The sequence below is a fragment of the Hymenobacter monticola genome (assembly GCF_022811645.1).
Taxonomy (GTDB): domain Bacteria; phylum Bacteroidota; class Bacteroidia; order Cytophagales; family Hymenobacteraceae; genus Hymenobacter; species Hymenobacter monticola.
Genome location: NZ_CP094534.1, coordinates 4,549,815 through 4,573,251, shown reverse-complemented (window position 1 = coordinate 4,573,251; position 23,437 = coordinate 4,549,815). Strand labels below are relative to the sequence as shown.

General features: G+C 60.7%; 20 protein-coding genes. 10 read left to right on the top strand and 10 right to left on the bottom strand.

Going from position 1 to position 23,437, the window contains the following annotated elements; genetic code table 11:
* Positions 1 to 25: 25 nt before the first annotated feature.
* On the bottom strand, positions 26 to 1,360 hold the full coding sequence (mtaB, locus tag MTP16_RS19045) for a tRNA (N(6)-L-threonylcarbamoyladenosine(37)-C(2))-methylthiotransferase MtaB (protein WP_243512883.1): 1,335 nt from the start codon (positions 1,358 to 1,360) through the stop codon (positions 26 to 28).
* 51 nt (positions 1,361 to 1,411) lie between these two features.
* Entirely contained in the window at positions 1,412 to 3,274 is a 1,863-nt protein-coding gene (locus tag MTP16_RS19040; RefSeq protein WP_243512882.1) for an LTA synthase family protein, read from the bottom strand.
* Between the two features lie 246 nt (positions 3,275 to 3,520).
* Between MTP16_RS19040 and MTP16_RS19035 the strand changes: the two genes are divergently transcribed.
* The gene (locus MTP16_RS19035; RefSeq protein ID WP_243512880.1) at positions 3,521 to 5,710 is read left to right on the top strand and encodes a glutamine synthetase III family protein; all 2,190 of its coding nucleotides are present in this window, start codon (positions 3,521 to 3,523) and stop codon (positions 5,708 to 5,710) included.
* Positions 5,711 to 5,868: 158 nt separating this feature from the next.
* On the opposite strand, the gene MTP16_RS19030 is transcribed toward MTP16_RS19035, so the two are convergent.
* On the bottom strand, positions 5,869 to 6,405 hold the full coding sequence (locus MTP16_RS19030; protein WP_243512879.1) for a hypothetical protein: 537 nt from the start codon (positions 6,403 to 6,405) through the stop codon (positions 5,869 to 5,871).
* Between the two features lie 200 nt (positions 6,406 to 6,605).
* Here MTP16_RS19030 and MTP16_RS19025 point away from each other — a divergent pair, with 200 nt between their 5' ends.
* From MTP16_RS19025 to MTP16_RS19015, 3 genes are all read left to right on the top strand, one after another.
* On the top strand, positions 6,606 to 6,971 hold the full coding sequence (locus tag MTP16_RS19025) for a hypothetical protein (RefSeq protein ID WP_243512878.1): 366 nt from the start codon (positions 6,606 to 6,608) through the stop codon (positions 6,969 to 6,971).
* Between the two features lie 35 nt (positions 6,972 to 7,006).
* On the top strand, positions 7,007 to 7,549 hold the full coding sequence (locus MTP16_RS19020; protein ID WP_243512877.1) for a PAS domain-containing protein: 543 nt from the start codon (positions 7,007 to 7,009) through the stop codon (positions 7,547 to 7,549).
* A gap of 107 nt (positions 7,550 to 7,656) precedes the next feature.
* On the top strand, positions 7,657 to 8,631 hold the full coding sequence (locus MTP16_RS19015) for an NAD(P)H-quinone oxidoreductase (protein ID WP_243512876.1): 975 nt from the start codon (positions 7,657 to 7,659) through the stop codon (positions 8,629 to 8,631).
* A 121-nt stretch (positions 8,632 to 8,752) separates the two neighbouring features.
* On the opposite strand, the gene MTP16_RS19010 is transcribed toward MTP16_RS19015, so the two are convergent.
* From MTP16_RS19010 to MTP16_RS19000, 3 genes are all read right to left on the bottom strand, one after another.
* Positions 8,753 to 9,361 (bottom strand): thioredoxin family protein, encoded by a 609-nt coding sequence (locus tag MTP16_RS19010; RefSeq protein WP_243512875.1) that lies wholly within the window; start codon positions 9,359 to 9,361, stop codon positions 8,753 to 8,755.
* Between the two features lie 35 nt (positions 9,362 to 9,396).
* Positions 9,397 to 9,885, bottom strand: coding sequence for a TlpA disulfide reductase family protein (locus MTP16_RS19005; RefSeq protein ID WP_243512873.1), 489 nt, complete (start codon positions 9,883 to 9,885; stop codon positions 9,397 to 9,399).
* Positions 9,886 to 9,969: 84 nt separating this feature from the next.
* Complete coding sequence (locus MTP16_RS19000) at positions 9,970 to 10,845, bottom strand: SDR family oxidoreductase (RefSeq protein WP_243520092.1); 876 nt, start codon at positions 10,843 to 10,845, stop codon at positions 9,970 to 9,972.
* Positions 10,846 to 11,166: 321 nt separating this feature from the next.
* On the opposite strand from MTP16_RS19000, the gene ispG reads away from it, so the two are divergent.
* Complete coding sequence (gene ispG / locus MTP16_RS18995; RefSeq protein WP_243512872.1) at positions 11,167 to 13,164, top strand: (E)-4-hydroxy-3-methylbut-2-enyl-diphosphate synthase; 1,998 nt, start codon at positions 11,167 to 11,169, stop codon at positions 13,162 to 13,164.
* 13 nt (positions 13,165 to 13,177) lie between these two features.
* Positions 13,178 to 13,462 carry a hypothetical protein gene (locus MTP16_RS18990; RefSeq protein ID WP_243512870.1) on the top strand — a complete coding sequence of 95 codons (285 nt, stop codon included), beginning with the start codon at positions 13,178 to 13,180 and terminating at the stop codon, positions 13,460 to 13,462.
* 25 nt (positions 13,463 to 13,487) lie between these two features.
* On the opposite strand, the gene MTP16_RS18985 is transcribed toward MTP16_RS18990, so the two are convergent.
* Together MTP16_RS18985 and MTP16_RS18980 are read right to left on the bottom strand one after the other, a co-directional pair.
* Positions 13,488 to 14,015: a hypothetical protein gene (locus MTP16_RS18985; RefSeq protein ID WP_243512868.1), complete on the bottom strand. Its 528-nt coding sequence runs from the start codon at positions 14,013 to 14,015 to the stop codon at positions 13,488 to 13,490.
* A gap of 38 nt (positions 14,016 to 14,053) precedes the next feature.
* Complete coding sequence (locus MTP16_RS18980; protein WP_243512865.1) at positions 14,054 to 14,527, bottom strand: nuclear transport factor 2 family protein; 474 nt, start codon at positions 14,525 to 14,527, stop codon at positions 14,054 to 14,056.
* Between the two features lie 98 nt (positions 14,528 to 14,625).
* Here MTP16_RS18980 and MTP16_RS18975 point away from each other — a divergent pair, with 98 nt between their 5' ends.
* The 3 genes from MTP16_RS18975 to MTP16_RS18965 all read left to right on the top strand — a co-directional run bounded on the left by MTP16_RS18975 (position 14,626) and on the right by MTP16_RS18965 (position 16,015).
* Positions 14,626 to 15,348: a phytanoyl-CoA dioxygenase family protein gene (locus MTP16_RS18975; RefSeq protein ID WP_243512863.1), complete on the top strand. Its 723-nt coding sequence runs from the start codon at positions 14,626 to 14,628 to the stop codon at positions 15,346 to 15,348.
* 128 nt (positions 15,349 to 15,476) lie between these two features.
* A complete protein-coding gene (locus MTP16_RS18970) occupies positions 15,477 to 15,665 on the top strand; it encodes a DUF6728 family protein (protein ID WP_196284434.1) in 189 nt (62 codons plus the stop codon).
* Positions 15,665 to 16,015 carry an MmcQ/YjbR family DNA-binding protein gene (locus MTP16_RS18965; protein WP_243512862.1) on the top strand — a complete coding sequence of 117 codons (351 nt, stop codon included), beginning with the start codon at positions 15,665 to 15,667 and terminating at the stop codon, positions 16,013 to 16,015. Before MTP16_RS18970 ends, MTP16_RS18965 begins: the two co-directional genes overlap by 1 nt.
* Before the next feature lie 147 nt (positions 16,016 to 16,162).
* Here MTP16_RS18965 and MTP16_RS18960 read toward each other — a convergent pair whose 3' ends face one another.
* Positions 16,163 to 18,685 (bottom strand): M14 family metallopeptidase, encoded by a 2,523-nt coding sequence (locus tag MTP16_RS18960; RefSeq protein WP_243512861.1) that lies wholly within the window; start codon positions 18,683 to 18,685, stop codon positions 16,163 to 16,165.
* Positions 18,686 to 19,082: 397 nt separating this feature from the next.
* On the opposite strand from MTP16_RS18960, the gene MTP16_RS18955 reads away from it, so the two are divergent.
* Positions 19,083 to 20,477 (top strand): discoidin domain-containing protein, encoded by a 1,395-nt coding sequence (locus MTP16_RS18955; RefSeq protein ID WP_243512860.1) that lies wholly within the window; start codon positions 19,083 to 19,085, stop codon positions 20,475 to 20,477.
* 75 nt (positions 20,478 to 20,552) lie between these two features.
* Here the strand turns inward: MTP16_RS18955 and leuS are convergent, their stop codons facing one another.
* Complete coding sequence (gene leuS / locus MTP16_RS18950) at positions 20,553 to 23,336, bottom strand: leucine--tRNA ligase (protein ID WP_243512859.1); 2,784 nt, start codon at positions 23,334 to 23,336, stop codon at positions 20,553 to 20,555.
* Positions 23,337 to 23,437: the final 101 nt, after the last annotated feature.

Sequence of the window (23,437 nt, the reverse complement as noted above, 5' to 3'; positions counted from 1 at the left end):
CCAAAAAATCCGACTAATCCGTGGTTTAAACAAGAATGCCCACTTCCTCTGCTTCCATCAAACCCTGTGCATTCACGGCCGAGAGGCGCAGGGTTTTCATTTCGCCTACCAGCAGCGGGTCGTACTTGGCCGCCACGCGGATGTAGTTGGGCGTGAAGCCTTCCATGCGGCCATCGGTCACGTCGTCTTCAAACAGCACGTCGGTTTCCAGGCCCAGGTGCTGCTCGTAGAAGTAGCGCTTCTTCTTTTCCGAAAGGCTGCGCAGCTGCGTGGTGCGCTCGTGGCGCACGCGGTCTTGCACCCGGCCGGGCAGGCTGGGCGCCAGCGTATCGGGGCGCTCCGAGTAGGGGAATACGTGCAGGTAGCTAATGGGCAACTCGTTCAGGAAGTTGTAGGTGTCCAGAAAATCGGCGTCGGTTTCGCCCGGGAAGCCCACAATCACATCTACCCCAATGCAGGCGTGCGGCATCAGTTCCTTGATGCGGGCCACGCGCTGGGCGTAGAGCGCCCGGCGGTAGCGGCGGCGCATGAGGCCGAGAATCTTGTCGGAGCCGCTTTGCAGCGGAATGTGAAAGTGCGGCATGAACCGCTCGGAGGCGGCCACGGTGGTCAGAATATCATCCGTCAGCAAGTTGGGCTCGCAGCTGCTGATGCGGAAGCGGCGGATGCCGCTCACCCCATCCAGCGCTTTCACCAGTTGGGTGAAGTCTTCGCGGCGCTCCCGCTCGGGGCCCTGCAAGCCAAAGTCGCCCAGATTTACGCCGGTGAGCACAATCTCCTTCACGCCGGTTTCGGCCAGCTTCTCCACGCGCTCCACCACGCTGGCCACGCTGCCCGAGCGGCTGCCGCCTCGCGCCAACGGAATGGTGCAGAACGAGCAGGAGTAGTCGCAGCCGTCCTGCACCTTGAGGAAGGTGCGGGTGCGGTCGCCAAACGAGTGCGCGGCCACAAACTCGGTAGCTTCCGAGATAGGGGAGGCGTGCACCGCGCCCGGCTGCCCGGCGGCCGGCTTCTTGAAATCAACCAGAATATCAACCAACTGAAATTTCTCGGCGGCCCCCAGCACGGCGCTCACGCCCAGAATGCTGGCGATTTCCTGCGGCTTGAGCTGGGCGTAGCAGCCTACGATGGCCACAAAGGCCTCGGGGTTGTGCTTGAGGGCCTGCTGCACCACCTTCCGGCACTTGCGGTCGGCGTGGTCGGTCACGGAGCAGGTATTGATAACGTACAGGTCGGCGCCGGCTTCGAAAGCGACTTTGGCAAAGCCCTTATCCTCAAACTGCCGGCCAATGGCCGAGGTTTCGGAAAAGTTCAGCTTGCAGCCGAGGGTATAAAAGGCGACGGATTGGGGGGTAGGCATAGCGGGCGCAAAGGTACGGCCGGGGGCCAAAACGCGCCGCAGCGGCCCGGCCTAACGACGAGCAAAGTCTTCCAATGAAACCTGCTCCAGCGCCTGGCCGAGGCGCACCTGGGCATCGGGCACGGCAGCGTCGCGCTCCCAAGTATGCCGGCTCACGTTGTCATAGGTTGCAATTCCGGACGGCGACACCACCCCGAACCCGTTGTTGAAGGTGTAGAAAGCGAAGGGCGTGGCCCGCGGCGTCAGCAAATCGCGACTCCACACATAATTAGCGGCGGGCAGGTGCAATTGATGCAGCAGCGTGGCGGCCACGTCGGTTTGCGAGCCAATGGTGCTCACCACGCGGCCCCGGTTCTCGGGCCGGATGGCGCCGCCGGCCAGCAGCAGCGGGATGTGAAACTTCTGTGGACTCTGGTTAGATGAATTGCCGGGCAAGATGTGGCCATGGTCGGCCGCGAGCACCAGCAGCGTATTGGCGTACCACGGCTGCTGCCGGGCTTTTTGGAGAAATTCTCCCAAAGCATAATCGGTGTAGAAAACCGAGTTGCGAAACAAGTCCTCCTCGGTCTGGCCTGGAAACCGGGTTTTCATCGGTACGTCAAACGGCTCGTGGCTGCTCAGGGTGAAGGCCGTCACGAAAAACGGTTGCCGTTGCCGGGCCAGGTCGCTCAGCACGCGGTTGAACAGCACGCCGTCGTGCGCGCCCCATTTCGAGTTTTGGTCGGCGGCGGCAAAGTCGACGCGCTCGGTCAGGTGTTCATAGCCAGCCGTTTGCAGGTAGCTTTTCATGTTGGCAAAGGCCAGTTCACCCCCATAATAATAGCCCGAGCTGTAGCCCGCCGTGGCCAGCGTGCGGCATAGGTGCGGCAGGTTCTCCGTTTTGCGCGGAAACTTAATGATGCTTGTGGTGGGCTGGTTGGGATAGCCCGACAGCAGCGACACCAAGCCCTTCTGGCTGCGGTCGCCGGCTGCGTAAATACTATCGAACAGGATGCCCGTGCGCGCCAGGCTGTCCAGGTTGGGCGTCACGCCCTTTTCGCCGCCCACGCTGCCCACCAGCTTAGCCGTGAAGCTTTCGAGGATGATGAACAGCACATTCGGCCGCGTTGTCGTGAGCACCGAAACGGCCGAGTCGGCAGGCGCTGCGGCGCCCACAGCCCGTGGGTACAGGCCTGCCACCAGCCGCCGGGCCGTACTATCGGCCATAAAAGGCACCAGCGGCTGTTCCTCGGTTCGCCGCACCAGCGCATTCATGAAGTTCCAGGGCGCATTCAGGGCCGCATGGTTAGCAAAGGCAATGCGCGAGAAGTATACGTCGCTTTGGTTTACCGGAATCTGCTGCGTGCCGCCCCGCAGCGGCACCACCAGCAGCGCCGCGTAAAGCAGGCTGGCCAGCGCCGCCCGCCCGCGGCCGAACCACAGCGGCAACTCCGGCAGCCGTCCTACTACTCTCCGGTACAGCCACCAGCTGGCCAGCCCCAAACCGGTCAATAGCGCCAGGAGCAGCGCCACCGGCGCGCTGCCAGCCGAGGCCGTCATCTCGGCCGGCGAGTTGAGGTATTGCAGCGGCGTGTCATCGAGCCGAAACCCCCAGGTGCGGTACAATTCCAAATCAACCACCGTGAGCAAGGCCAGCAAAGCCCCCACCGCAGCTGAATACGCATTAATCAGCCCCCGCAAGGGCAGCTTGGGCACGAGGCTGCCCACTATAAACAACACAAAAGGCAGCAGGCACACGTAAGCCGCCGCCGAAGCATCCAACCGCAATCCATAGCCAAACGTGGCCGCCAGTGTGCTGAACGAAAGCTGCTTTGCGGCATTGTGCTCATAACTCAAGAACAGCGCCCGGCCCAACCCAAAAAAAAGCAGCCAAAACAGGAAGTAGCGCGGCTGAAACGCAAAGCGGTTTTTCACGCGGCAAAGATAACCTTCGTACACAGCCATGCTGATGTAACCCGCCTTCTTTGCCAGACCGTTCTTTTCTTGGAAATGGTTTGGGCTTTCTTGAGTTTGAAAGGGGGTAGGCAATAGAAAAGATGTTTTTATCGAGAGAGGGGGTAAATTTTTAGGGTTGGGGGCAACAAAAGCTAATTGCATCTTTATCTTTGCCCCAGAAATTATAAGTCGTCTTTTCAACAGCCCCCGTCGTTTCTTTACGCTATGGCCACCCTTCGCTTCAAAGCCCTCGAACTCGTTAACCAGCGCCGCCCTATCACCGTGGTGCCCGCTGCCGCCCGCCGCTCCGACAGCTACGGGCAAAACGTGTTCAACCTGGAAGCCATGCGGGCCACCATGCCCGGCGACTATTTCAAAAAGCTGCAGGCCGCCATCAAGCAGGGCGCTACCGTAGAGCGCAACGTGGCCGACGCCGTGGCTTCGGCCATGAAAACCTGGGCCATGGCCAAGGGCGCCACGCACTACACCCACTGGTTCCAGCCCCTGACCGGTGCCACCGCCGAAAAGCACGATTCCTTCTTCGACCTCAACTCCGACGGCCGACCGATTGAAAACTTCAAGGGCTCGGCCCTCGTGCAGCAGGAGCCCGATGCCTCGTCGTTCCCCAACGGCGGCATCCGCAACACCTTCGAGGCCCGCGGCTACACCGCCTGGGACCCCACCTCGCCCGCCTTCATCATCGAAACCGTAGGCGCCAAAACGCTGTGCATCCCCACCATTTTCGTGGCCTACACCGGTGAGGCGCTCGATTACAAAGCTCCGCTGCTGAAGTCGCTGGGTGTGCTGGAAAAGGCGGCCGTGGAGGTTTGCCAGTACTTCGACAAAGACGTAAGCCGCGTGAACACCACCCTGGGCATCGAGCAGGAGTACTTCCTGGTTGACAAGGCCTTGTATGACGCCCGCCCCGACCTCGTGATGACCGGCCGCACCCTATTCGGCCACACGCCGGCCAAAGGGCAGCAGCTCGACGACCACTATTTCGGCTCGATTCCGGCCCGCGTGCACGGCTTCATGCTGGAGTTTGAAGAGGAGGCCAACCTGCTCGGTATTCCGCTGCGCACCCGCCACAACGAGGTGGCCCCCAACCAGTTTGAGTGCGCCCCCACCTTCGAGGATGCCAACCTGGCCGTGGACCACAACCAGCTGCTGATGGACGTGATGGACCGCGTGGCCGAGCGGCACAACTTCAAAGTGCTGCTGCATGAGAAGCCCTTCGCCGGCGTGAACGGCAGCGGCAAGCACAACAACTGGGCGATGAGCACCGACACCGGCGTGAACCTGCTCGCCCCCGGCCGCCGTCCCAAGGAGAACCTGCAATTCCTGGCTTTCCTCATCACCACCATCAAGGCCGTGCATCGCTACGGCGACCTGATGCGCGCCAGCATTGCCTCGGCCAGCAACGACCACCGCCTGGGCGCCAACGAGGCCCCGCCGGCCATCATGTCGGTGTTCCTGGGCTCGATGCTGGACTCGGTGCTCGACGAGTTGGAGCGCACCGCCAAGCTGCCGCTCGATAAAGGCGACAACATCTACCTCAAGCTGGGCATCGACAAGATTCCGGCCATCCTGCTCGACAACACCGACCGCAACCGCACCTCGCCCTTCGCCTTCACCGGCAACAAGTTCGAACTGCGCGCCGTGGGCTCGTCGGCCAACTGCTCCTCGGCCATGACGGTGCTCAACACCATTGTTGCCGACCAGCTCATCGATTTCAAAGCCTCGGTAGACGCGCTGATTGACCAGGGCAAGAAAAAAGAAGTAGCCATCGTGGAAGTGCTGCGCGACTACGTCATCACTTCAAAAGACATTCGTTTTGAGGGCAATGGCTACTCCGACGAATGGAAAGAAGAAGCTGCTCGTCGCGGCCTGAGCAACATTCCGACCACGCCCCAGGCCCTCGACGCGCTGGTGACGGAGCAGTCAGAGGAACTTTTCGCCCGCCATGGTATATTTTCGCAAGTTGAATTGCATGCCCGTCACGAGATTTTGCTCGAGGACTACATGAAGAAAATTCAGATTGAAAGCCGCGTGATGGGTGACCTGGCTATCAACCATATCATCCCGACTGCGTTACAATACCAAACCAAGCTAATCAACAACGTGCGCGGCCTGCGCGAGCTCGGGCTCGACGACGAGCACAGCCAGGTGACCGTGGAAATGATTAAGGCCATCTCGCGCCACGTAGCTACCATTAAAACCAATGCCGACGCTATGACGGAGGCACGCAAGCAAGCCAACAAAATCGCAGACGGCCGCGAAATCGCCGTGACCTACTGCGAGCAGGTTAAACCAAAATTCGACCTCATCCGCCGCGCCGTAGACAAGCTCGAGCAGATGGTGGCCGACGAGGACTGGCCGCTGGTGAAGTACCGTGAGCTGTTGTTCAGCCGGTAGTTCCTGACGGACGGAATCGGGTCCGGTGTTGGGTGGGAATTCTCGCCGCGCCCCGGTTTTTAAAGAGGTGCCTCCGTGAGGCGCCTTTTTTTGGCCGTCGGCCGCAAACGATTGCGGGTAGTTGGAATACGTCCTGATACGTGAACCGGGGAGTTAGGTTACTTGGCTATTGTGGCGGGGTCGGAGGGTCCGAGCAGCAATGGCATCCGCAGGGCTTGGGCGTCCTCTTCGTCTTCTACCACTTCGGCGCCGCTACCGGGGTCGGGCACCAGCAAGCGCCAGGTGGCGCTGCGCAGCTCGTCGAGCTTGTCGAGGGCTTCGCTGACGGTGGCATTGGCCTTGAGCTTGTCGAACAGGCCGCTTTTGTGGCCGGCCACAATCAGCTTTTCGATGACGAAGGGCAGCACCCAGCCCACCACATTGGAGGCCAGGGCGCCGCGCAACCCCAGGCGCAGCAGCAGGCGCGTGGTCATTTGCTCCAGCAGCAGCACGCGGGCGGCGGGCAGGGCTTTATCGGCCAGAAAGTCGGCCACCAGCTTCAGGTTGCCTTTCTCCACTTCGGCCCGCAGCACGTCCTGCACGCTGTCGAGGGCGCGGGCGGCCAACTGGCGAAACAGGCGGCCGGTTTGCCAGGCGGCCAGACCGGTGAAACGGGCCGCGCTCATGAGCGTGGGAAGAAAGCGGGGTTTTTTCATGTAACGCGGCAGTTGGCAGCACCTGTCTATTTTTACTGGCCGGATAGGAACGCAGGGGCTGCAATTTGGGTTAAGCCCGGCGGTGAGCCCTGCGGCGCGATTAATTAAAAGTTAATTAAAAATCGCGTTTAGCATCCAACTTAATAACCTGGAGCCGTATTACCTGTTAAGTTGTTGCCCTTTAGGTATCTTTTCCTTCTATGTCAGATTTGCTGCTGGATATAAATTTACAACAATCGCCCGACGAGTACTTCGGTGGCGAGTGGCAGGTGGCCAACCGCGTGCTGAACCACAACGACCCCGGCAGCCCGCTGGCGCGGGCCGCGCGGCTGGTGCTGGCCCCCGGCCAGCTCGAGGCCAAGCCCATTCCGCCGGGCCCTAGCCAAACCGGCCAATGGGCCGTGATGCGCGACGAGATTCTGAACCGGCCGTACCTGAGTTTTGAACTGCCCAACGAGGCCACCCGAGCCCTGGTGACGCGCCTGCGCCGCTCGGCCGATGGCCTGCACAGCCAACTGAACCTGTATTTTGCCTCGGGCATGGAAATGCAGTTGAATCGCGCTTAACCCATTCTTTCCGAACCTCAATTTCCTCTTTGTTCGTGAGTAATTCGCCTTCCGCTAATCCTTTGCCCGCCGAAGCGCTGCCGACCGGTGCCTCGCAGGGCCAAGTGGGTCCTGAACAGTTTACGTTTCTGGCCGACATGATTCCGCAATTGGTATGGATAACGGACCCCACGGGCTTCCATACTTACTTCAATCAACGCTGGATTAATTACACCGGCTACGACCTGGCTGGCAGTGTGGGGCCCGATATGTGGAACAACCTCCTGCACCCCGACGACCGCGCCCGGGCCCGCGAAGTGTGGGGTCACTCGTTGGCCACCGGCGACGATTATAACATCGAATACCGTTTTAAGGGGCGAGATGGTGCTTATCGGTGGTTTTTGGGTCAGGCGCTGCCGCGCCGCGGCGAAGACGGGCGCATCATTGCGTGGTTCGGTACCTGCACCGACATCCAGGAACAGCGCCAGATGCGCGAGCAGCTGGAAGCTGCTTATTCCGATTTGGAGGCCAAGGTGATGTTCCGCACGCTGGATTTGGAACGTGAGCTAAAAGAGTTGAAAGCGCAAGCTGATAAATAAGCCAGCACAAAATTTCTGTTCGCGGACAATAAAACGGCTCTTCGGAGCCGTTTTTCGTTAGTAAGCATTCGCGCAAACAGATGGCGCGGCTTACCTATTCTTTCTCCATGAAAGCAATTGTTATTCAACAGGCGGGTGGTCCGGAGGTGCTGCAGCTACAGGAGCAGCCGCTGCCCCAGCCAGCGGCGCATGAGGTATTGGTCCGCATACAGGCCGCGGGCGTGAACCGGCCCGACGTGCTGATGCGGCAGGGCAAATACGGTGGCGTAACCGACGTGGCCGGCATGGTGCCCGGCCTGGAAATAGCCGGCACTGTGGAGGCCTGCGGGGCCGATGCCACGCGTTGGCAACCCGGCGATGCGGTGTGCGCCCTGCTGCCTGCCGGCGGCTACGCCGAGTATGCGGTGGTTGATGCTCGTCATTGCCTGCCTGTGCCGACCGGACTAAGCATGGTGGAAGCGGCTGCGTTGCCCGAAACCGTGTTTACGGTCTGGCACAATGTGTTTCAGCGCGGGGCCCTGCAGCCGGGCGAGACGCTGCTGGTGCACGGCGGCAGCAGCGGCATTGGCACCACGGCCATTCAGCTGGCACGGGCGCTGGGCAGCCGGGTAGCCGCCACCGCCGGCGACGAGACCAAGTGCAGCGCCTGCCGCGAGTTGGGCGCCGACTGGGCCATCAACTACAAAGCCGAGGACTTTGAGCAAGTTCTCAACGAAGAAGGCGCCGACGTCATCCTGGACATGATTGGCGGCGACTACACCGCCAAAAACCTGCGCCTGCTCAAGGACGACGGCCGGCTGGTATTCGTAAATGCCATGCAAGGCGGCAATGGCGAATTCAACGCGCTGGAAGTGATGCGGCGGCGGCTGAGCATCACGGGCAGCACGCTGCGTCCGCGCTCCGCTGAGTTTAAAGCAGGGCTTGCAGCGGAAGTAAAAAAGCGCGTTTGGCCGCTGATTGCGGTGGGCAAATTCCGGCCGGTTATCCATCAAACATTCCCGCTTGCTGAGGCAGCGGCGGCGCATAAGCTAATGGAGAGCAGCGCACATATCGGGAAAATTGTGCTGGAGGTGAAAGTATAATAATAAACGCCTGTCATCCTGAGCGCAGCGAAGGACCTTTTCACGCTTGAGCTCTCTGACGTGAAAAGGTCCTTCGCTGCGCTCAGGATGACAGGCGGTTTTTGGCAGACTTGACGTTAGCCTACGCCCGCTTCCACTTGATGGTGCAGCCGATGGCCTTGGTCGAATTGGTGGTGGCGGGTTTGCCAGCCAGGATTTCGGTCATGGCGTTTTCGACATATTTCGTTTTCACCAGCTTAGCGTCTTCCGAATTGTCATCAATGGCGCCGATGTAGCTCACCACGAAGTCGTTGCCCTGGCGGGTGAGAACGTAAAGGTGGGGCGTACGGGTGGCGCCATAGGTTCTGGCCACCTGCTGCGATTCATCAACCAGATAGGGGAAAGCGTACTTCTTTTTCTGCATGTCGGCGTAGGAGTCGCCGGGGGCCACGGCCGGGTCGTTGGGGTTGATGGCTACCACGGGGTAACCTTTAGGCGAGTACTTAGTGTTCAGGTCCACGATGCGGCTTTCGTAGGCTTTGGCGAAGGGGCAGGTGTTGCAGGTGAACACCACGATGTAGCCCTTGGCGGTCTTGTCGTCGGCCAGCGACACCATTTTGCCGTCGATGTTTTTCAGCTTGAAATCAGTGGCTTTGTCGCCCACTTGGTAGCCGTCGGCGGTGGGACGGGCAATGAAGCTGCTCAGCAGCAGGGCAAAACAGAGCGTGAAGTAGGGCAGGAGCTTTTTCATGAGATTTGGCGGTAAAAGGTGATGATTAAAAATACCTATTTCGGAAATTTCTGCAAAGCGGCGGTTAGCTCTGCCTGCGAAAGCTCCTGCTCAAATGTAGCGCGCTGCTTGGTTTTGTTGTTGACAATGAGCGTGAACGGCAGCGCACCCGACCATTTCGCATCCAGCTTGTCCATCCATGAATTCGGGTCAGACTCATTCAGCAGCAGCACTTCCGATTTTAGCCCGCGCTGCTTCACGAAGGGCTTGACTTTCTTATCAAGCTGCGAGGCATAATCCATGCTAATCAGCAACACCTTCACCTTCTTGCCCGCGTTGGCCGCCCGCAACTGCTCGAAGCCTGGCAGCTCCTTAACGCAGGGGGCGCACCAGGTAGCCCAGAAATTCACCACGTAGGTGGTGTCAGAGGGCCGCGCCAGCCGCTTTTGCAACTCCGGAAACTTGACAACGGCGACGTTTTGCGCGAAGGTCGGCGCTGATAGGAGGATGCTCGCCGCCAATGCAATAGATTTTGGAATGCTCATGCCTGATAAAAAGATACCTCCCACAAACAGCCGGGGTCTGTGGGAGGTTGCATAGTGTTGATTGCAGGGCGGTGAAATGGCTGCTTACGGCTGGCCGCCGCCGCCCGCAGCCCCGTAGACATGCCCCGTGGTATAGCTCGCGTCATTAGCCGCCAGCTGCACGTAAATGGACGCCAGCTCGGCCGGCTGGCCGGGCCGGCCCATGGGCGACTTGGCCCCAAACTCTTTCAGGTTTTCCTGCGTCGAGCCGCCGCTTACTTGCAAAGGCGTCCAGATGGGGCCGGGCGCTACAGCGTTCACCCGGATGCCTTTGGGCGCGAGCTGTTTAGCCAATGACTTCACGTAGTTCATCGTGGCGGCCTTGGTTTGGGCGTAGTCATAGAGGTTGGGCGAGGGGTCGTATGCCTGCTCCGAAGCCGTGCCGATGATGGACGCGCCGGCTGGCAGGTGAGGCAGGGCCGCTTTAATAATCCAGAACGGCGCGTAGATGTTGGTTTTCATGGTGGCATCAAAGTCAGCACTCGTCAGCTCCAGAATGGACTGGCGCTGCTGCTGCCGCGCGGCGTTGTTCACCACGATGTCGAGCCCGCCGAGCTGGCGCACGGCCTCGGCCACCAGCCGCTGGCAGAAGGCCTCCTCGCGCAGGTCGCCGGGAATGGCGATGCCCTTGCGGCCTTCGGCTTTTATTAGGGCAATGACTTCTTTGGCGTCGGCCTCCTCGGCCGGCAGGTAGTTGATGGCCACGTCGGCGCCTTCGCGGGCGTAGGCAATGGCGGCGGCGCGGCCCATGCCGGAGTCGCCACCGGTTATCAGGGCCTTGCGGCCTTGCAGGCGGCCCGAGCCTTTGTAGCTTTTTTCGCCGTGGTCGGGGCGCGGGTCCATTTGGCTGGCCAGGCCGGGCCAGGGTTGCGACTGTCCTTTGAACGGCGGCTTGGGGTACTTATTCATCGGATTGACCATGGGGTCGGGTGCCGCAACGGGCACCTCTGCGCCTTGCGCCGACAGCGCCGGGGCCACGGCTGCCACCGCCAAGCTGGCGCCCAATCCGCTGATGAGGTCGCGGCGGCTGAGCTTGTTTTCTTCGTTCATGTTGCTGGAATATAGTTTTTTAGGAATGTTAAGCGCTTCAAAATCATATACCTGCTTTAGGCGTTTGGGGTTGGTGACGAGTTTTTATAAACCGCAAATCATCCACAGGTAGCCAGCCTGTGCTGCCGCCTGCCGCCGCTTTACCTTTGTGCTACGGCGCAACTTTCGCCTTCCGACCGTAGTTTTTCGCTCATGAACAAAACGTATTGCCCCAGCCTGACCGAGTACAAGCGCCGCGTAGCCCGCGTAGTGAACGTGGGCGGCGTGCCCATGGGCGGCGACTTTCCCATCCGCGTGCAAAGCATGACCACCGTGGACACGATGGACACGCTGGGTTCGGTGGAGCAGACGCTACGCATGGTGGAGGCCGGCTGCGAATACGTGCGCATCACCGCGCCCAGCATGAAAGAGGCCCAGAACCTGCTGGAAATCAAGAAGCAGCTGCGCGCCCGCGGCTGCAACGTGCCGCTGGTGGCCGACATTCACTTCACGCCCAACGCCGCCGAGCTGGCCGCCCGCATCGTGGAGAAAGTGCGCGTGAACCCCGGCAACTACGCCGACAAAAAGAAATTTGAGGAGATTGAATACACCGACGCCACCTACGCAGCCGAGGTGGAACGCATCCGCGAGCGGTTCCGGCCGCTGGTGAAAATCTGCAAGCAGTACGGCACTGCTATGCGCATCGGCACCAACCACGGCTCGCTGAGCGACCGGATTCTGAGCCGGTATGGTGATACTCCATTGGGCATGGTGGAGTCGGCGCTGGAGTTTCTACGCCTTTGCGAAGAAGAAAATTATTACGACGTGGTGCTGAGCATGAAGGCCAGCAACACACAAGTGATGGTGCAGGCCTACCGCCTGCTGGTGCAAAAGCTCGATGCCGAAGGCCTGCAGCCCTACCCGCTGCACCTGGGCGTGACGGAGGCCGGCGAGGCCGAAGACGGCCGCATCAAGAGCGCCGTGGGCATCGGCACGCTGCTCGAAGACGGCCTCGGCGACACCGTGCGCGTGAGCCTCACCGAAGCCCCCGAAGCCGAGGCGCCCGTGGCCCGCCTGCTCATTGACCGCTACACCGGGCGGGCCGCGGTGGCCCAGCCCATCCGGCCGCTGGTGAGCGAGGAGCCCATCGACCCCTTCCAGTACCACCGCCGCACCACTCACGAAGTGGCCAACTTCGGCGGGCTGAACGTGCCGCGCGTGATATCGGATTTGTCGCGCCTGCCGCGCCGCGAGTACGCCGACCTGCGCGCCGCCGGGCACCTGTATTCGCCGTTTCTGGACAAATTTCAAATGTCGGACCTCGGGGCCGACTACATCTACACCGGCGAGCGGCCGGTGCCATACATGCTGCCCAACGGCCTGAAGGAAGTCGTCACCTACACGGCCTGGAAAGATGCCGGCCGCCGCCTCGACCACTTCCCGCTGATGACGGCGGGCTCTTACCTGGAAGACACGCCCGCCGCTCGTCACCCGCAACTCAACTTCCTGATACTTGAGCCAAATGCCCTCGACCAGCGCCTGCTCGACTACCTGCGCACCGACCGCACCGTGGTGCTGGTGCTCGACACGCCCAACCCGCACGCCATGCCCGACCTGCGTCGGGCCTTCTTCGAGCTGATTAATCATGGCGTGACCTGCCCGGTCGTCATTGCCCGGTTCTACGGGCCGGAGTCGGTGGAGAAAACCCAGCTCGACGCCGCCACCGATGTGGGCGGCCTGCTCATTGATGGCCTGGGCGATGGCGTGGTGCTGGGCGCCCGCATGCTGCCCGTCGACCGGCCCCAGGAAGACTGGCTGCGCGACATGGACATGCTCAATCAGCTTTCGTTCGGCATCCTACAGGCAGCCCGCACCCGCATGAGCAAAACCGAATACATCAGCTGCCCCAGCTGCGGCCGCACCCTGTTCGACCTGCAGGAAACCACAGCCATGATTCGCAAGCGTACCGACCACCTCAAGGGCATCAAAATCGGCATCATGGGCTGCATCGTGAACGGTCCTGGCGAAATGGCCGACGCCGACTACGGGTACGTGGGCGTGGGCAAGGGCAAAATCTCCCTCTACCGCGGCCAGGAAGTCATCAAGAAAGCCGTGCCCGAGGAAGCCGCCGTGGATGAGCTTATTGAGCTCATGCGCGAGGATGGCAAGTGGATTGAGAAGGAAGTGGTGGGGGAGCCGGCGGGAGCGTGATATTCAAGCGAACATGGACCTATTCACCATTGTGATGGACTTCAATGGAGGAACATACGTCTCCCAAGTTAGGGCAGATGATGAAATTGATGCCCTTCAGGCGTGGTCTTTAAATCTGAATCACAAAGAAATTTCTGGTTTAGGAGAGAAACTGAAAAGCCAGATTATAAGCGAGATTGAAACAGATTCAGAAGTAACCAAGCCAGTTCTTTTGGAAGGTACTATAAATACCTGGGGTACATTTTTTTCGATTCGTGGACGGAAGATTTTTGTGCATCTGGTGAAAACAGCACAATAGTTTCTCCCGTTACTGAACAACTATTTTACCGCTCCAAAAAAAACGTCCGAAACACCTCCAACTCCTCCAACTCCCGCTGTACGTAGGCCCGGAAAAACGACTCGCCCACCTGCCGCTGCAAGACGGAAATGCCCACGTCAATCAGGCGAAGGCCTTGCTGGGTGAGAAGGATGTTGTCGTACCGGTCGCCGGGTAGGTTGGAGGGACGCAGCAGGTCGCGGTGCACGAAGCCGGCCTGATGCAGCGCCCGTAGCTCATCGGCGAAAACGTCGAACCAGATTTCGCGCATTTCCACTTCGTAGGCCCGGAAATCGATGGGGTAGATGCGCTCCATCACCAGCATGTCGGCGCCCAGGGCTTCGTTGGTTTCCAGGCGCAGGAATTTTACTACCAGCCCGTTTACTTCGTTGGCGAAGCGCATTTTCTCGGCTTCTGAGCCGATATCGGAGCGGGTATCGTCGTTGAATAATTTGCCGACTTCGGTTTCGGAAATGGCTATGGCCGCATTGTTGGCACCGCGCGAAAGTTGCCTGGGGTAGCGTTTGGGTTCCATGGGGGCGCGGGGTTGGGTTTAGCCAAAATTACAGTTGGCTACTTACACTTTTCCTTGCGGCGCGTGTCGATGATGTGCGCAATTTTCCAGCCGTCGGCCAGCTTCACTAACTGGAACGAGTTGTAGCCGCAATGGCTGAATTTGCTGCCTGCATAGAACTCGTAAGGTGTCCACACGCTGGCCAGACTGGCATCGATGAGCACCCGCTCGAACGTAATCCGCTCATCCCAGACGGCGGGGTGAGGCGTGCCCACGGCTTTCAGGAAGCCGTTGATGGATTCGATTTCCAGGGTGGGCGGCTGGCCCGCCTTGCCGCCAAAGTCGTGGAAAACGGCCGCCGGGGCCAGCGTGCGGCGCACGGCGGTGCTGTCGCCCCGTCGCATGCCGTCAAAAAAAGCATTAACGGTTTGCTGCACGGCTTCTGTTTCTGGAGAAGCTTTTTGGGCGTGGGCCGGAGTCGCGGCAGCTGCCAATAGACCCGTGAGCAGGAGGGAGGTAGTGAGTTGGTTCATGAACACGCGGTTGAGATGGGCAAAGGCGCTGCATAGGCGCTTAGGTTGCGCGGGCGGCGGCGGGACGAATGTAGCTTTGCAGGCGTATGAAATTAGCTATGCTCCAAGAGGCGAGTGCCACGCAGTTTGCCGAAAACGGATTTGCCGTGCTGCCGGACCTGTATGCGCCGGATGAAGTAGCTGCTTTGCTGCGCACGGTGGAGCGGGCGCCCATTAGCGGCCCCAACTTCCGGCGCAGCCAGGAGGTGTTTGCCATCCGGGATTTGGTGGGTGAAGTGCCGGCGCTATGGCCGCTGCTCGATACGGCGGCCCTGCGGCAGCTTTTGGAGCAGTTGTTTCCGGCTGGCTGCCAGCTGGTGAAGGCCATTTATTTCGACAAACCTGCCGGCTCGAACTGGCTGGTGGCCTGGCACCAGGACTTGATGATAAATGTGAACCAGCGCGCCGAATTGCACGGTTTTGGCCCCTGGACCAGTAAGCCGGAGGGCGTGTCGGTGCAGCCACCGGTGGCGGTATTGGAAAACGTGGTGACCCTGCGCCTTCACCTCGACGACTGCGACGGCACCAATGGCGCGCTGAAAGTGGTGCCCGGCTCGCACCAACGTGGGGTGGTACCGGCCGCCACCATTGCGGACCTCACGCCGGAAGCTACCGTCTGCGCCGTACCAGCCGGCGGCGTTATGCTGATGAAGCCGCTGCTGCTCCACGCCTCCAACCGCAGCACCAGCAACCGGCCGCGCCGAGTGATGCACTTGGAGTTTGCGTCGGTGGAACTGCCCGCGGGACTGGCTTGGCGCGAAGGCAAACGGCTGATGACGTAGTGTAAAGCGCTCAGGATGTAGGCGCCGGCCAGGGAGCCCAAAGCCGTTAAATCCCCTAATATTCCGTGTTTTGGCAAATCATTCTGCCCCGCGCGGTGTTACCTTTCCGAACCAAAACCCGCCCCGCCATGAACGGTAAAAACCTTTTCAACTTCGGCCCCGTGCTCGGTTATTACTTCCGCAAGAACGACCCGAACCGTAAGAGTAACTTCAACCTCAAGACCATGCACTTCATCAACAAGCTCAGCTTGGCGATGTTCCTGATTTGCCTGGTGGTGATGTTTGTGCGCTATATTCTGCCTGCCTTCACGCGCTAATGAACATTGAGGATTTTCGCGACTACTGCCTGCTCAAGCCCGGCGTGACCGAAGAAACTCCTTTCGGCCCCGAAACGCTGGTGTTCAAAGTTGGCGGCAAAGTCTTCGCCCTCACCGATATCGACACCTTCGGCAGCATCAACCTGAAGTGCGACCCCGAGCGCGCCGTGGAGCTGCGCGAGGCGCACGACTACGTGCTGCCCGGCTACCACATGAACAAGAAGCACTGGAATACAGTACTCATCGGCACCGGTATTCCAGGCGGCCAGCTCCGCGAGCTGATTGACCACTCATATGATTTGGTGCGGGCATCGTTGCCGAAAGCGATAAAGGCAACGTTGGAAATGTAGAGACGCGACACTTCGCGTCTCCTTTTTGAACGATAGCCGAATGGCACCCACGCCGAGACGCGAAGTGTCGCGTCTCTATATCGTTCTTAGATATAAAAAAAGCCCCACTGGATATTCAGCGGGGCTTTTTTTATGCGTTGATGAGCTTTACTGCCCCACCAAAAACACGGCGTTGCCAAACATCAGCTTGCCGCCCTGCCAGAAGGCGCGGAACAATGGGTTGTCGCCCAGGTATATTACCTCGCCACGACCCATGTCCTGCGCACCGACTACAAAAGTATCGGTGAGCTCCTTGCGGGCCTTGGTGCCGGTGAAGCCTGCCGAATAGCTGTCTTTCTTGATGACGCCCACGTTCCAGCCCCCTTTGCCCAGGAAGTTGTAGTTGAGCGGGTTGCGGACCAGTGAAAAATAGGTGTCGCCGTAGCCGAAGGCCAGGGGGTGGGAGTTGTCGAGCTGAACACGGTAGATGCTGCCCTGCACGGCCTCTTCGGCTTCCTCACGCTCGGCGTCGCCGTAGCGGCGCAGCAGGCGGTAGGGGTTGGCTTTCAGCTCCTTTTTGATGGCGGTGGAGTCGGTGGTTTTGGGCTTGAGCAGAAAGTCCTTCTTGCCGGACAGGAATTTGGCGGCGCCTTCGAGGGCGATGAGGCGGCCGCCGTCGCGCACCCAGGCTTTCAGGTTTTCGAGGTTGCGGTCGTTGTACACGTCGTTGTAGCCGCCGTTGGGCAGGATGAGGACGTCGTATTTATTCAGCGAAACGCGGCTGAGGTAGTCGGTGCCGAGCACCGTGAGCGGGTAGCCGAGCTGCTGCTCGAAGAAGTGCCACACCTCGCCAAAAGCCGTGGGGTCTACGCTTGGGCCGGCCACCACGGCCACCGTGGGTTTGCGCACGAAGTGCACCGAGCTGGAGCCCAGGTCACGCCCCGAGGTTGAAAAGCCCGATTTCACGGCCATGACGGTGGTGCCGGCCGAGTCGGCCTGGGCCCGCACCAGCTGGTCGAACCGCGCGCCGAGGCCCTCGTTGCCGGTGCGGGTGATGATGAGCGTGCCGGGCGCGTACCGCTGCCCTTCCGACTCGAAGACCTTTTCGGCGTAGCGCACCTTCACTTTCTGTTGCAGCAGGCGGCTCAGGAAGCGCACATCCTGCAGGCTGCTCCAGCGGGCGAGGTAGGCGTAGGGGCGGTCGTCGGTGGCGGCGCTTCCCTTCACGCTGGCGGTAGCGGGGGCGTTGGCCGCAGCGTCGAGGCGGCCGGGCACGGCGTAGGCTTTCAGGCCAAAGGCGTAGGGCAGGGCCCAGGAAGTGATGTCGTAGGTGAGCGAGTCTTCAAGCTGGGGCTTGGGCTCGAATAGCACCTTTACCAGCGTCGATTTGGGCTGGTACATGCTGATAACCACATCGTGTGGCTCCACGGTCACATCGCCGGTTTTGCCGCTGAGGTAGCTGAAGCCCTTGGTTTTGGTGCGCTTGGAGGCGTAGCCGTAGCGAATCTGGTTGCGGTCGAGGTATTGGGTGAAGGCGCGGAGCTGGCCGGGGTCGTTGCCGGCCCCGATGACGTAGCTTTTGAACTCGCCCCGGGGCTTATTGGCCGCATTAGCGAAATAGCTCTGAAACTCGCGCAGCAGGTCGTCGTGCCGCTCGGCGGTGGCTTGAATGGTGGCGCGGCTGGCGGCGTGGTGGTGGGCAATGCGCTGGGTCAGTGTCAGGGTGTCGCCGTCGAGGCGGGCATAGGCCAGGCCGCCGGCGGGGCCACCGCCCTGCTCATACGTCATGCCAATGGCGCCGTTGAAGCTGGGCCAGGTATCGCCGTAGGTGGGGGCGTAGAGGTCGTATACTTCGCGGGTGAAATACAGCCAGTTGTTCTTGTCGAAAGCCACTTTGTTGTAGTCGCCCAGCACGCCCTGAAACTGGCGCTGCCAGGCCGTGAGGTCGGCGTGGTAGGGGCGGGCGGCGGGCGAGAAGTAGTAGGTATTGTTCGGGCCCATCTCGTGGAAGTCGGCGTGCACCTGGGGCAGCCACTGGTTGTAGAGGGCGATGCGCTGGCGGGTTTCCTGCTGGGTTTGCCAGGCCCAGTCGCGGTTTAGGTCGAAATAATAGTGGTTGAAGCGGCCGCCGGGCCAGGGCTCGCGGTGTTCCCAGGCGTCGGGCTCGGCGTTGGGCGTGAGGTTGCGCACGCGGTTGTACCAGTTCACGTACCGGTCGTGGCCGTCGGGGTTGATGCAAGGGTCGACGAGGACGACGGTGTTTTTCAGCCACTCCTGAGCCTGCTGGTCCTGCGGGTTGGCCAGGTCGTAGAGCACCTGCATCACGGCTTCGGAACTCACGGCCTCGTTGCCGTGCACGTTGTAGCTCAGCCAGCACACGGCGGGCTGCTGTCGCTGGCCGGCGCCGCTTTCCAAGCCGGCCAAGCGCAGGTTGTTGCGGCGCACGTCTTCCAGCCGGCCGAAGTTGTCGGCGCTGGCCACCTGCACCACTTCCAGCGGACGGTTTTCGTAGGTTTTGCCGTAGCGCACCAGCTTCATGCGGCTGGGGGAGTGGGCCACCACGTGGGCCACGTAGCGCAGCATCTCGGCGTGCGGCGTGAACTGCGTGCCGAGCTTGTAGCCCAGGAACTGGTCGGGCGTGAGCAGCGGGCCGGCTGCGTCGGCAGTTTGGGCGTGGGTGGGGAGGCCCAACAGCAGGGTTAGTAATAAGGCGAAGAAGCCGGTTTTATTGCGGAGAAGTTGGCAAACCACAGGTTGATGCAAGCGAAAAAGTAGCATGGGGAACTAAGGAACAAGGGCAAAAAAGACCAACCCACCGCAACATAGCAGCTACCCCAGCAAAACACAAGCTAGTAGTAATTACTAACTATTTCTGCACAGGACCCGGCAGGCACCAATTCCAAGAATCGTAGGACAATTTTTAGCATAATTTTCTGAACGGCGGATATGCGGGGGTAGCCGCCGACAACCACCGGAGGAATGGTTCGGGCTACCGCGCAAATCCCCTGATTCAACGATTTTACGGGTTTCTTCTTTGGTACAGCCGGTAATTTTGGGCGCAAGCTAATCGCAGTGAAGTCGAGCCATTATGAAAAACAAAATTGTATACCTGACGGGTCTGCTAGGCCTTTGGCTCCTGACGGCCCTGCCCACGCAAGCCCAGAACTTGGCCCTCGGCAAAACGGCAACCGCTTCTTCGGCAAATCAACCCGCCAGCCGGGCCATCGACGGCGACGGCAACACCCGTTGGGAAAGCGCCTCCAACGACAATCAGCAGTTTACCGTCGACCTGGGTTCCGTGCAAACCATTGACCGGGTCCGGTTGAGTTGGGAGAATGCCTACGGCAAGGATTTCACCGTGCAGGTATCAAGCAACAACACCTCCTGGACCACGGTGGCCACGGTGACCGGCAACGCCACCACCTACAATGACTTTACTAACCTAGCCACCTCTGGCCGATATGTGAAAATGGTGGGTACGGCTCGGGCTACCAGCTACGGCTACTCGTTGTACGAGTTCGAAGTATTCGGCACCTCGCCCGGGCCGGGCAGCAACCTGGCCTTAGGCAAAACGGCCGTGGCCTCATCGGACCAGGGCGGGTTTGAGCCGGCCAAGGCGTTCGATGCCAATAACACCTCGCGCTGGGGCAGCACTTACAACGACAACCAATGGCTGTACGTGGACCTGGGCCGTACCGCCAACATCACCCAGGTAAACCTGATTTGGGAAATTGCCTACGGTAAGGATTTTCGCCTGGAGGTATCGAGCGACGCTACGAACTGGACCACCGCTAAGACGATAATCAACACCACCAGCCACGTCAATGAACTAGCCCTCTCGGCCAGCGGGCGCTACGTGCGCATGTTCGGCCTGACCCGAAACACCGGCTACGGCTTTTCGCTCTACGAAATGCAGGTGCTGGGCAGCTACGTAGCCCCGCTGCCCGTCGAGTTGACGGCTTTTCAGGCCACGGCGGCCGGCGCGGCTGTAGACCTGACCTGGCGCACCGCTACGGAGAAAAACAACGTGGGCTTCGAGGTAGAGCGCTCTGCCAACGGCGAGGCCTTCGCCAAACTAGCTCGCCTAGACGGAGCTGGCACCAGCCAGACACCCCGCAGCTACCGTTACCGCGACGCCGCGCCGCTGGGTGGCGTGAGCTACTACCGTCTCCGGCAGGTGGATGCCGACGGCACGGCCCACTACAGCCCGGTACAAACTGTGACGCGCACCGCCCCTGCCGCCATTGCCGCCTATCCCAACCCTACCGCCAACCTGGCCATCATTGCTTGGCCCCCTACCGAAGCTGTGGCCACGCGCTGGCTCCTGACCAACGCTATGGGCCAGCCCGTAGGCACGGCGGTGCTGGCCGCGCCCGGCAATTTCACCTTAGACCTGAGTGCTTATAAGGCCGGTACCTACTACCTCACCGTATTTGCCGGCGAGCAGGTGCTCGGCCGCACCAAGGTGCAGAAAGTGCAGTAGATAGTGCTGAAACCTACAAAAAAGCCCCGGCTTGCTCGTGCAAACCGGGGCTTTTTTGTGGCAAGTGCGCAGTCGTTACACCACTACGTTCACCATGCGGCCAGGCACCACAATCACCTTCTTCGCAGCCTTGCCTTCACCGTGCTTGGCCAGGAAATCCGACGCCAGCACGGCGGCTTCAATCTCGGCGGCGGTGGCGGCGGCGGCGAACTGCATCTGCTCGCGCACTTTGCCGTTGATGGCCAGCGGGTAGGTCACGCTTTCCTCCACCAGATATTCTTCGCGGAACTCGGGGTAGCGGGCCGTGCTGATGCTGCCGGCTTCGTGGCCCAACTCCTGCCACAGCTCCTCGGCCAGGTGCGGCGCAAACGGGGACACCAGCAGCACCAGCGGCTCCAGGATGGCGCGCTTGTGGCACTTGAGGGCCGTGAGCTCGTTCACGGTAATCATGAACAGGCTAACGGAGGTGTTGAAGCTGAACTTCTCGATGTCTTCCTGGGCCTTCTGGATGGCGCGGTGCAGCACCTTGAGCTCGGCCGGGGTGGCGGGCTCGTCGGTCACGGCGAGGGGGCCGTCTTCGGGGTGGAAGAGGCGCCAGAACTTCTTGAGGAAGCCGCCCACGCCGCTGATGCCGTTGGTGTTCCAGGGCTTGTACTGCTCCAGCGGGCCGAGGAACATTTCGTAGAGGCGCAGGGCGTCCGCGCCGTAGCGGCTAATCAATGTATCAGGATTGACGACGTTGAACTTGCCTTTCGACATCTTTTCAACTTCCCACCCTGCTACGTATGTGCCGTTGTCTTCCGTAATAAATTCAGCATTGCTGTAATCGGGACGCCATTTGCGGAAGGCATCCATATTGAGAATATCATTCTCGACAATGCTCACATCGACGTGCAAAGCCGTGGTTTCGTACTGGTCTTTCTTGCCCAGCGTCACGAATTTGTTGGTCCCGTTGATGCGGTACACGAAATTCGACCGGCCCAGAATCATCCCCTGGTTAATCAGCTTCTGAAACGGCTCGCCGCTGCTCACGAGGCCCAGGTCCTTGAGGAACAGGTACCAGAAGCGGGCGTAGAGCAGGTGGCCGGTGGCGTGCTCGGCCCCGCCCATGTAGAGGTCCACGGAGCCCCAGTACTGCTCGGCCTCCTCGCTCACGAAGCGGGCGTCGTTGTGCGGGTCCATGTAGCGCAGGTAGTACCACGAGGAGCCCGCCCAGCCGGGCATGGTGCTCAGCTCGTAGGGGTATTGGCCGCGGTAGAGCCAGTTTTGGGCGCGGCCGAGGGGCGGCTCGCCGGTTTCGGTGGGCTTGTACTCGTCGATTTCGGGCAGCACCAGCGGCAGGTCGCTCTCGGCGATGCCGTAGGCGGTGCCGTCCTTGTAGTAAATCGGGATGGGCTCGCCCCAGTAGCGCTGGCGGCCGAAAATGGCGTCGCGCTGGCGGAAATTGACCTTGCCTTTGCCCAAGCCCTTCTCTTCGAGGAAGGCGATGAGCTTCTGCGTGGCCTCTTTGTAAGTGAGACCGTTGATGATGCCCGAGTTGATGTAGCGGCCTTCCTTGGTGGGGTCGGCCTGCTGGTCGAGGCCCTGCTGGGCATCGGAAATGGCCGGGATGGGCAGGTTGAAGTGCCGGGCGAAAAGGTAGTCGCGCTGGTCGCCGCTGGGCACGGCCATCACGGCGCCGGTGCCGTAGCCGGCCAGCACGTAGTCGGCCAGCCAGATGGGCACGGGCTCGTTGTTGACCGGGTTCAGCGCATAGGCGCCCGTGAACACGCCCGACACGGTTTTGGCGTCGGCCATGCGGTCGCGCTCCGAGCGGCGCTTGGTGGCGGCAATGTACTCGTCCACGGACGCGCGCTGCTCCGGCGTGGTGAGCTGGTCAACCAGTTCGTGCTCGGGGGCCAGAACGAGGAAGGTGGCGCCGTAAATGGTGTCAACCCGCGTGGTGTACACCTTGATTTGGGCCGTTTCGGAGCCCTGTACCGGGAACGTCACTTCAGCCCCGATGCTCTTGCCAATCCAGTTGCGCTGCATCTCCTTCACGGCGTCGGGCCAGTCGAGTTGGTCGAGGCCTTGCAGCAGGCGGTCGGCGTAGGCGGTGATGCGCAGGCTCCACTGCGGCATGAGGCGGCGCTCGACGGGGAAGCCGCCGCGCTCGGAGAGGCCGTCCTTCACTTCGTCGTTGCTCAGCACCGTGCCCAAGCCGGCGCACCAGTTCACGTAGGTGTCCTGCTGGTAGGCTAGGCGGTAGGGGAGCACGGCGGCCAGCTTCTGCTTTTCGCTCATCATTTGCCATTGCCCGGCGGTGAACACCTGCCGTTCCTCGTCATCGCCGGCGGCGCGGATGCCCTCGCTGCCGCTCTCAGCAAAGCGGGCCGTAAGCTCCGTGAGGGGCTCGGCGCGGTTGGTGTCGAGGTTGTACCAGGAGTTGAACAGCTTGAGAAAAATCCACTGCGTCCACTTGTAATAGGAGGCATCTGAGGTGCGCACCTCGCGTCTCCAGTCGTAGCTGAAGCCCAGGCTGCTGAGTTGCTGGATGTAGGTGCTGATGTTCTGCTCGGTGGTCACGGCCGGGTGCTGGCCGGTCTGGATGGCGTACTGCTCGGCGGGTAGGCCGAAGGAGTCGAAACCCATGGGGTGCAGCACGTTGAAGCCCTGCAGGCGCTTGTAGCGCGTCACGATGTCGGAGGCAATGTAGCCCAGCGGGTGCCCCACGTGCAGGCCCGCCCCGGACGGGTAGGGGAACATGTCGAGCACGTAGTACTTGGGCTTGTCGGAGTGGTTCTGGGCTTTGAATGTGCTATGCTCTTTCCAGTGGGCCTGCCACTTCTTTTCGATTTCTTCGGGGCGGTATGCGGGCATCTTGCGCGGAGTTTATTCCGGGCAAAGGTAAGGACCGGCCTTTTGGACTGTTTCCCTTCTGTAACAAATAGGTCCTGTACTCCTTACCTGCGTAGCTTTGC

What these genes read in the sequence shown, in the direction of transcription:
- MTP16_RS18980 (WP_243512865.1), bottom strand. Translation starts at nt 14,527, where the DNA reads ATGAACCAACTCACTACCTCCCTCCTGCTCACGGGTCTATTGGCAGCT.
- mtaB (WP_243512883.1), bottom strand. Translation starts at nt 1,360, where the DNA reads ATGCCTACCCCCCAATCCGTCGCCTTTTATACCCTCGGCTGCAAGCTG.
- MTP16_RS18970 (WP_196284434.1), top strand. Translation starts at nt 15,477, where the DNA reads ATGAACGGTAAAAACCTTTTCAACTTCGGCCCCGTGCTCGGTTATTAC.
- MTP16_RS19015 (WP_243512876.1), top strand. Translation starts at nt 7,657, where the DNA reads ATGAAAGCAATTGTTATTCAACAGGCGGGTGGTCCGGAGGTGCTGCAG.
- MTP16_RS19035 (WP_243512880.1), top strand. Translation starts at nt 3,521, where the DNA reads ATGGCCACCCTTCGCTTCAAAGCCCTCGAACTCGTTAACCAGCGCCGC.
- MTP16_RS19025 (WP_243512878.1), top strand. Translation starts at nt 6,606, where the DNA reads ATGTCAGATTTGCTGCTGGATATAAATTTACAACAATCGCCCGACGAG.
- MTP16_RS19010 (WP_243512875.1), bottom strand. Translation starts at nt 9,361, where the DNA reads ATGAAAAAGCTCCTGCCCTACTTCACGCTCTGTTTTGCCCTGCTGCTG.
- leuS (WP_243512859.1), bottom strand. Translation starts at nt 23,336, where the DNA reads ATGCCCGCATACCGCCCCGAAGAAATCGAAAAGAAGTGGCAGGCCCAC.
- MTP16_RS18990 (WP_243512870.1), top strand. Translation starts at nt 13,178, where the DNA reads ATGGACCTATTCACCATTGTGATGGACTTCAATGGAGGAACATACGTC.
- MTP16_RS18985 (WP_243512868.1), bottom strand. Translation starts at nt 14,015, where the DNA reads ATGGAACCCAAACGCTACCCCAGGCAACTTTCGCGCGGTGCCAACAAT.
- MTP16_RS19005 (WP_243512873.1), bottom strand. Translation starts at nt 9,885, where the DNA reads ATGAGCATTCCAAAATCTATTGCATTGGCGGCGAGCATCCTCCTATCA.
- MTP16_RS18965 (WP_243512862.1), top strand. Translation starts at nt 15,665, where the DNA reads ATGAACATTGAGGATTTTCGCGACTACTGCCTGCTCAAGCCCGGCGTG.
- MTP16_RS19000 (WP_243520092.1), bottom strand. Translation starts at nt 10,845, where the DNA reads ATGGTCAATCCGATGAATAAGTACCCCAAGCCGCCGTTCAAAGGACAG.
- ispG (WP_243512872.1), top strand. Translation starts at nt 11,167, where the DNA reads ATGAACAAAACGTATTGCCCCAGCCTGACCGAGTACAAGCGCCGCGTA.
- MTP16_RS19030 (WP_243512879.1), bottom strand. Translation starts at nt 6,405, where the DNA reads ATGAAAAAACCCCGCTTTCTTCCCACGCTCATGAGCGCGGCCCGTTTC.
- MTP16_RS18975 (WP_243512863.1), top strand. Translation starts at nt 14,626, where the DNA reads ATGCTCCAAGAGGCGAGTGCCACGCAGTTTGCCGAAAACGGATTTGCC.
- MTP16_RS18955 (WP_243512860.1), top strand. Translation starts at nt 19,083, where the DNA reads ATGAAAAACAAAATTGTATACCTGACGGGTCTGCTAGGCCTTTGGCTC.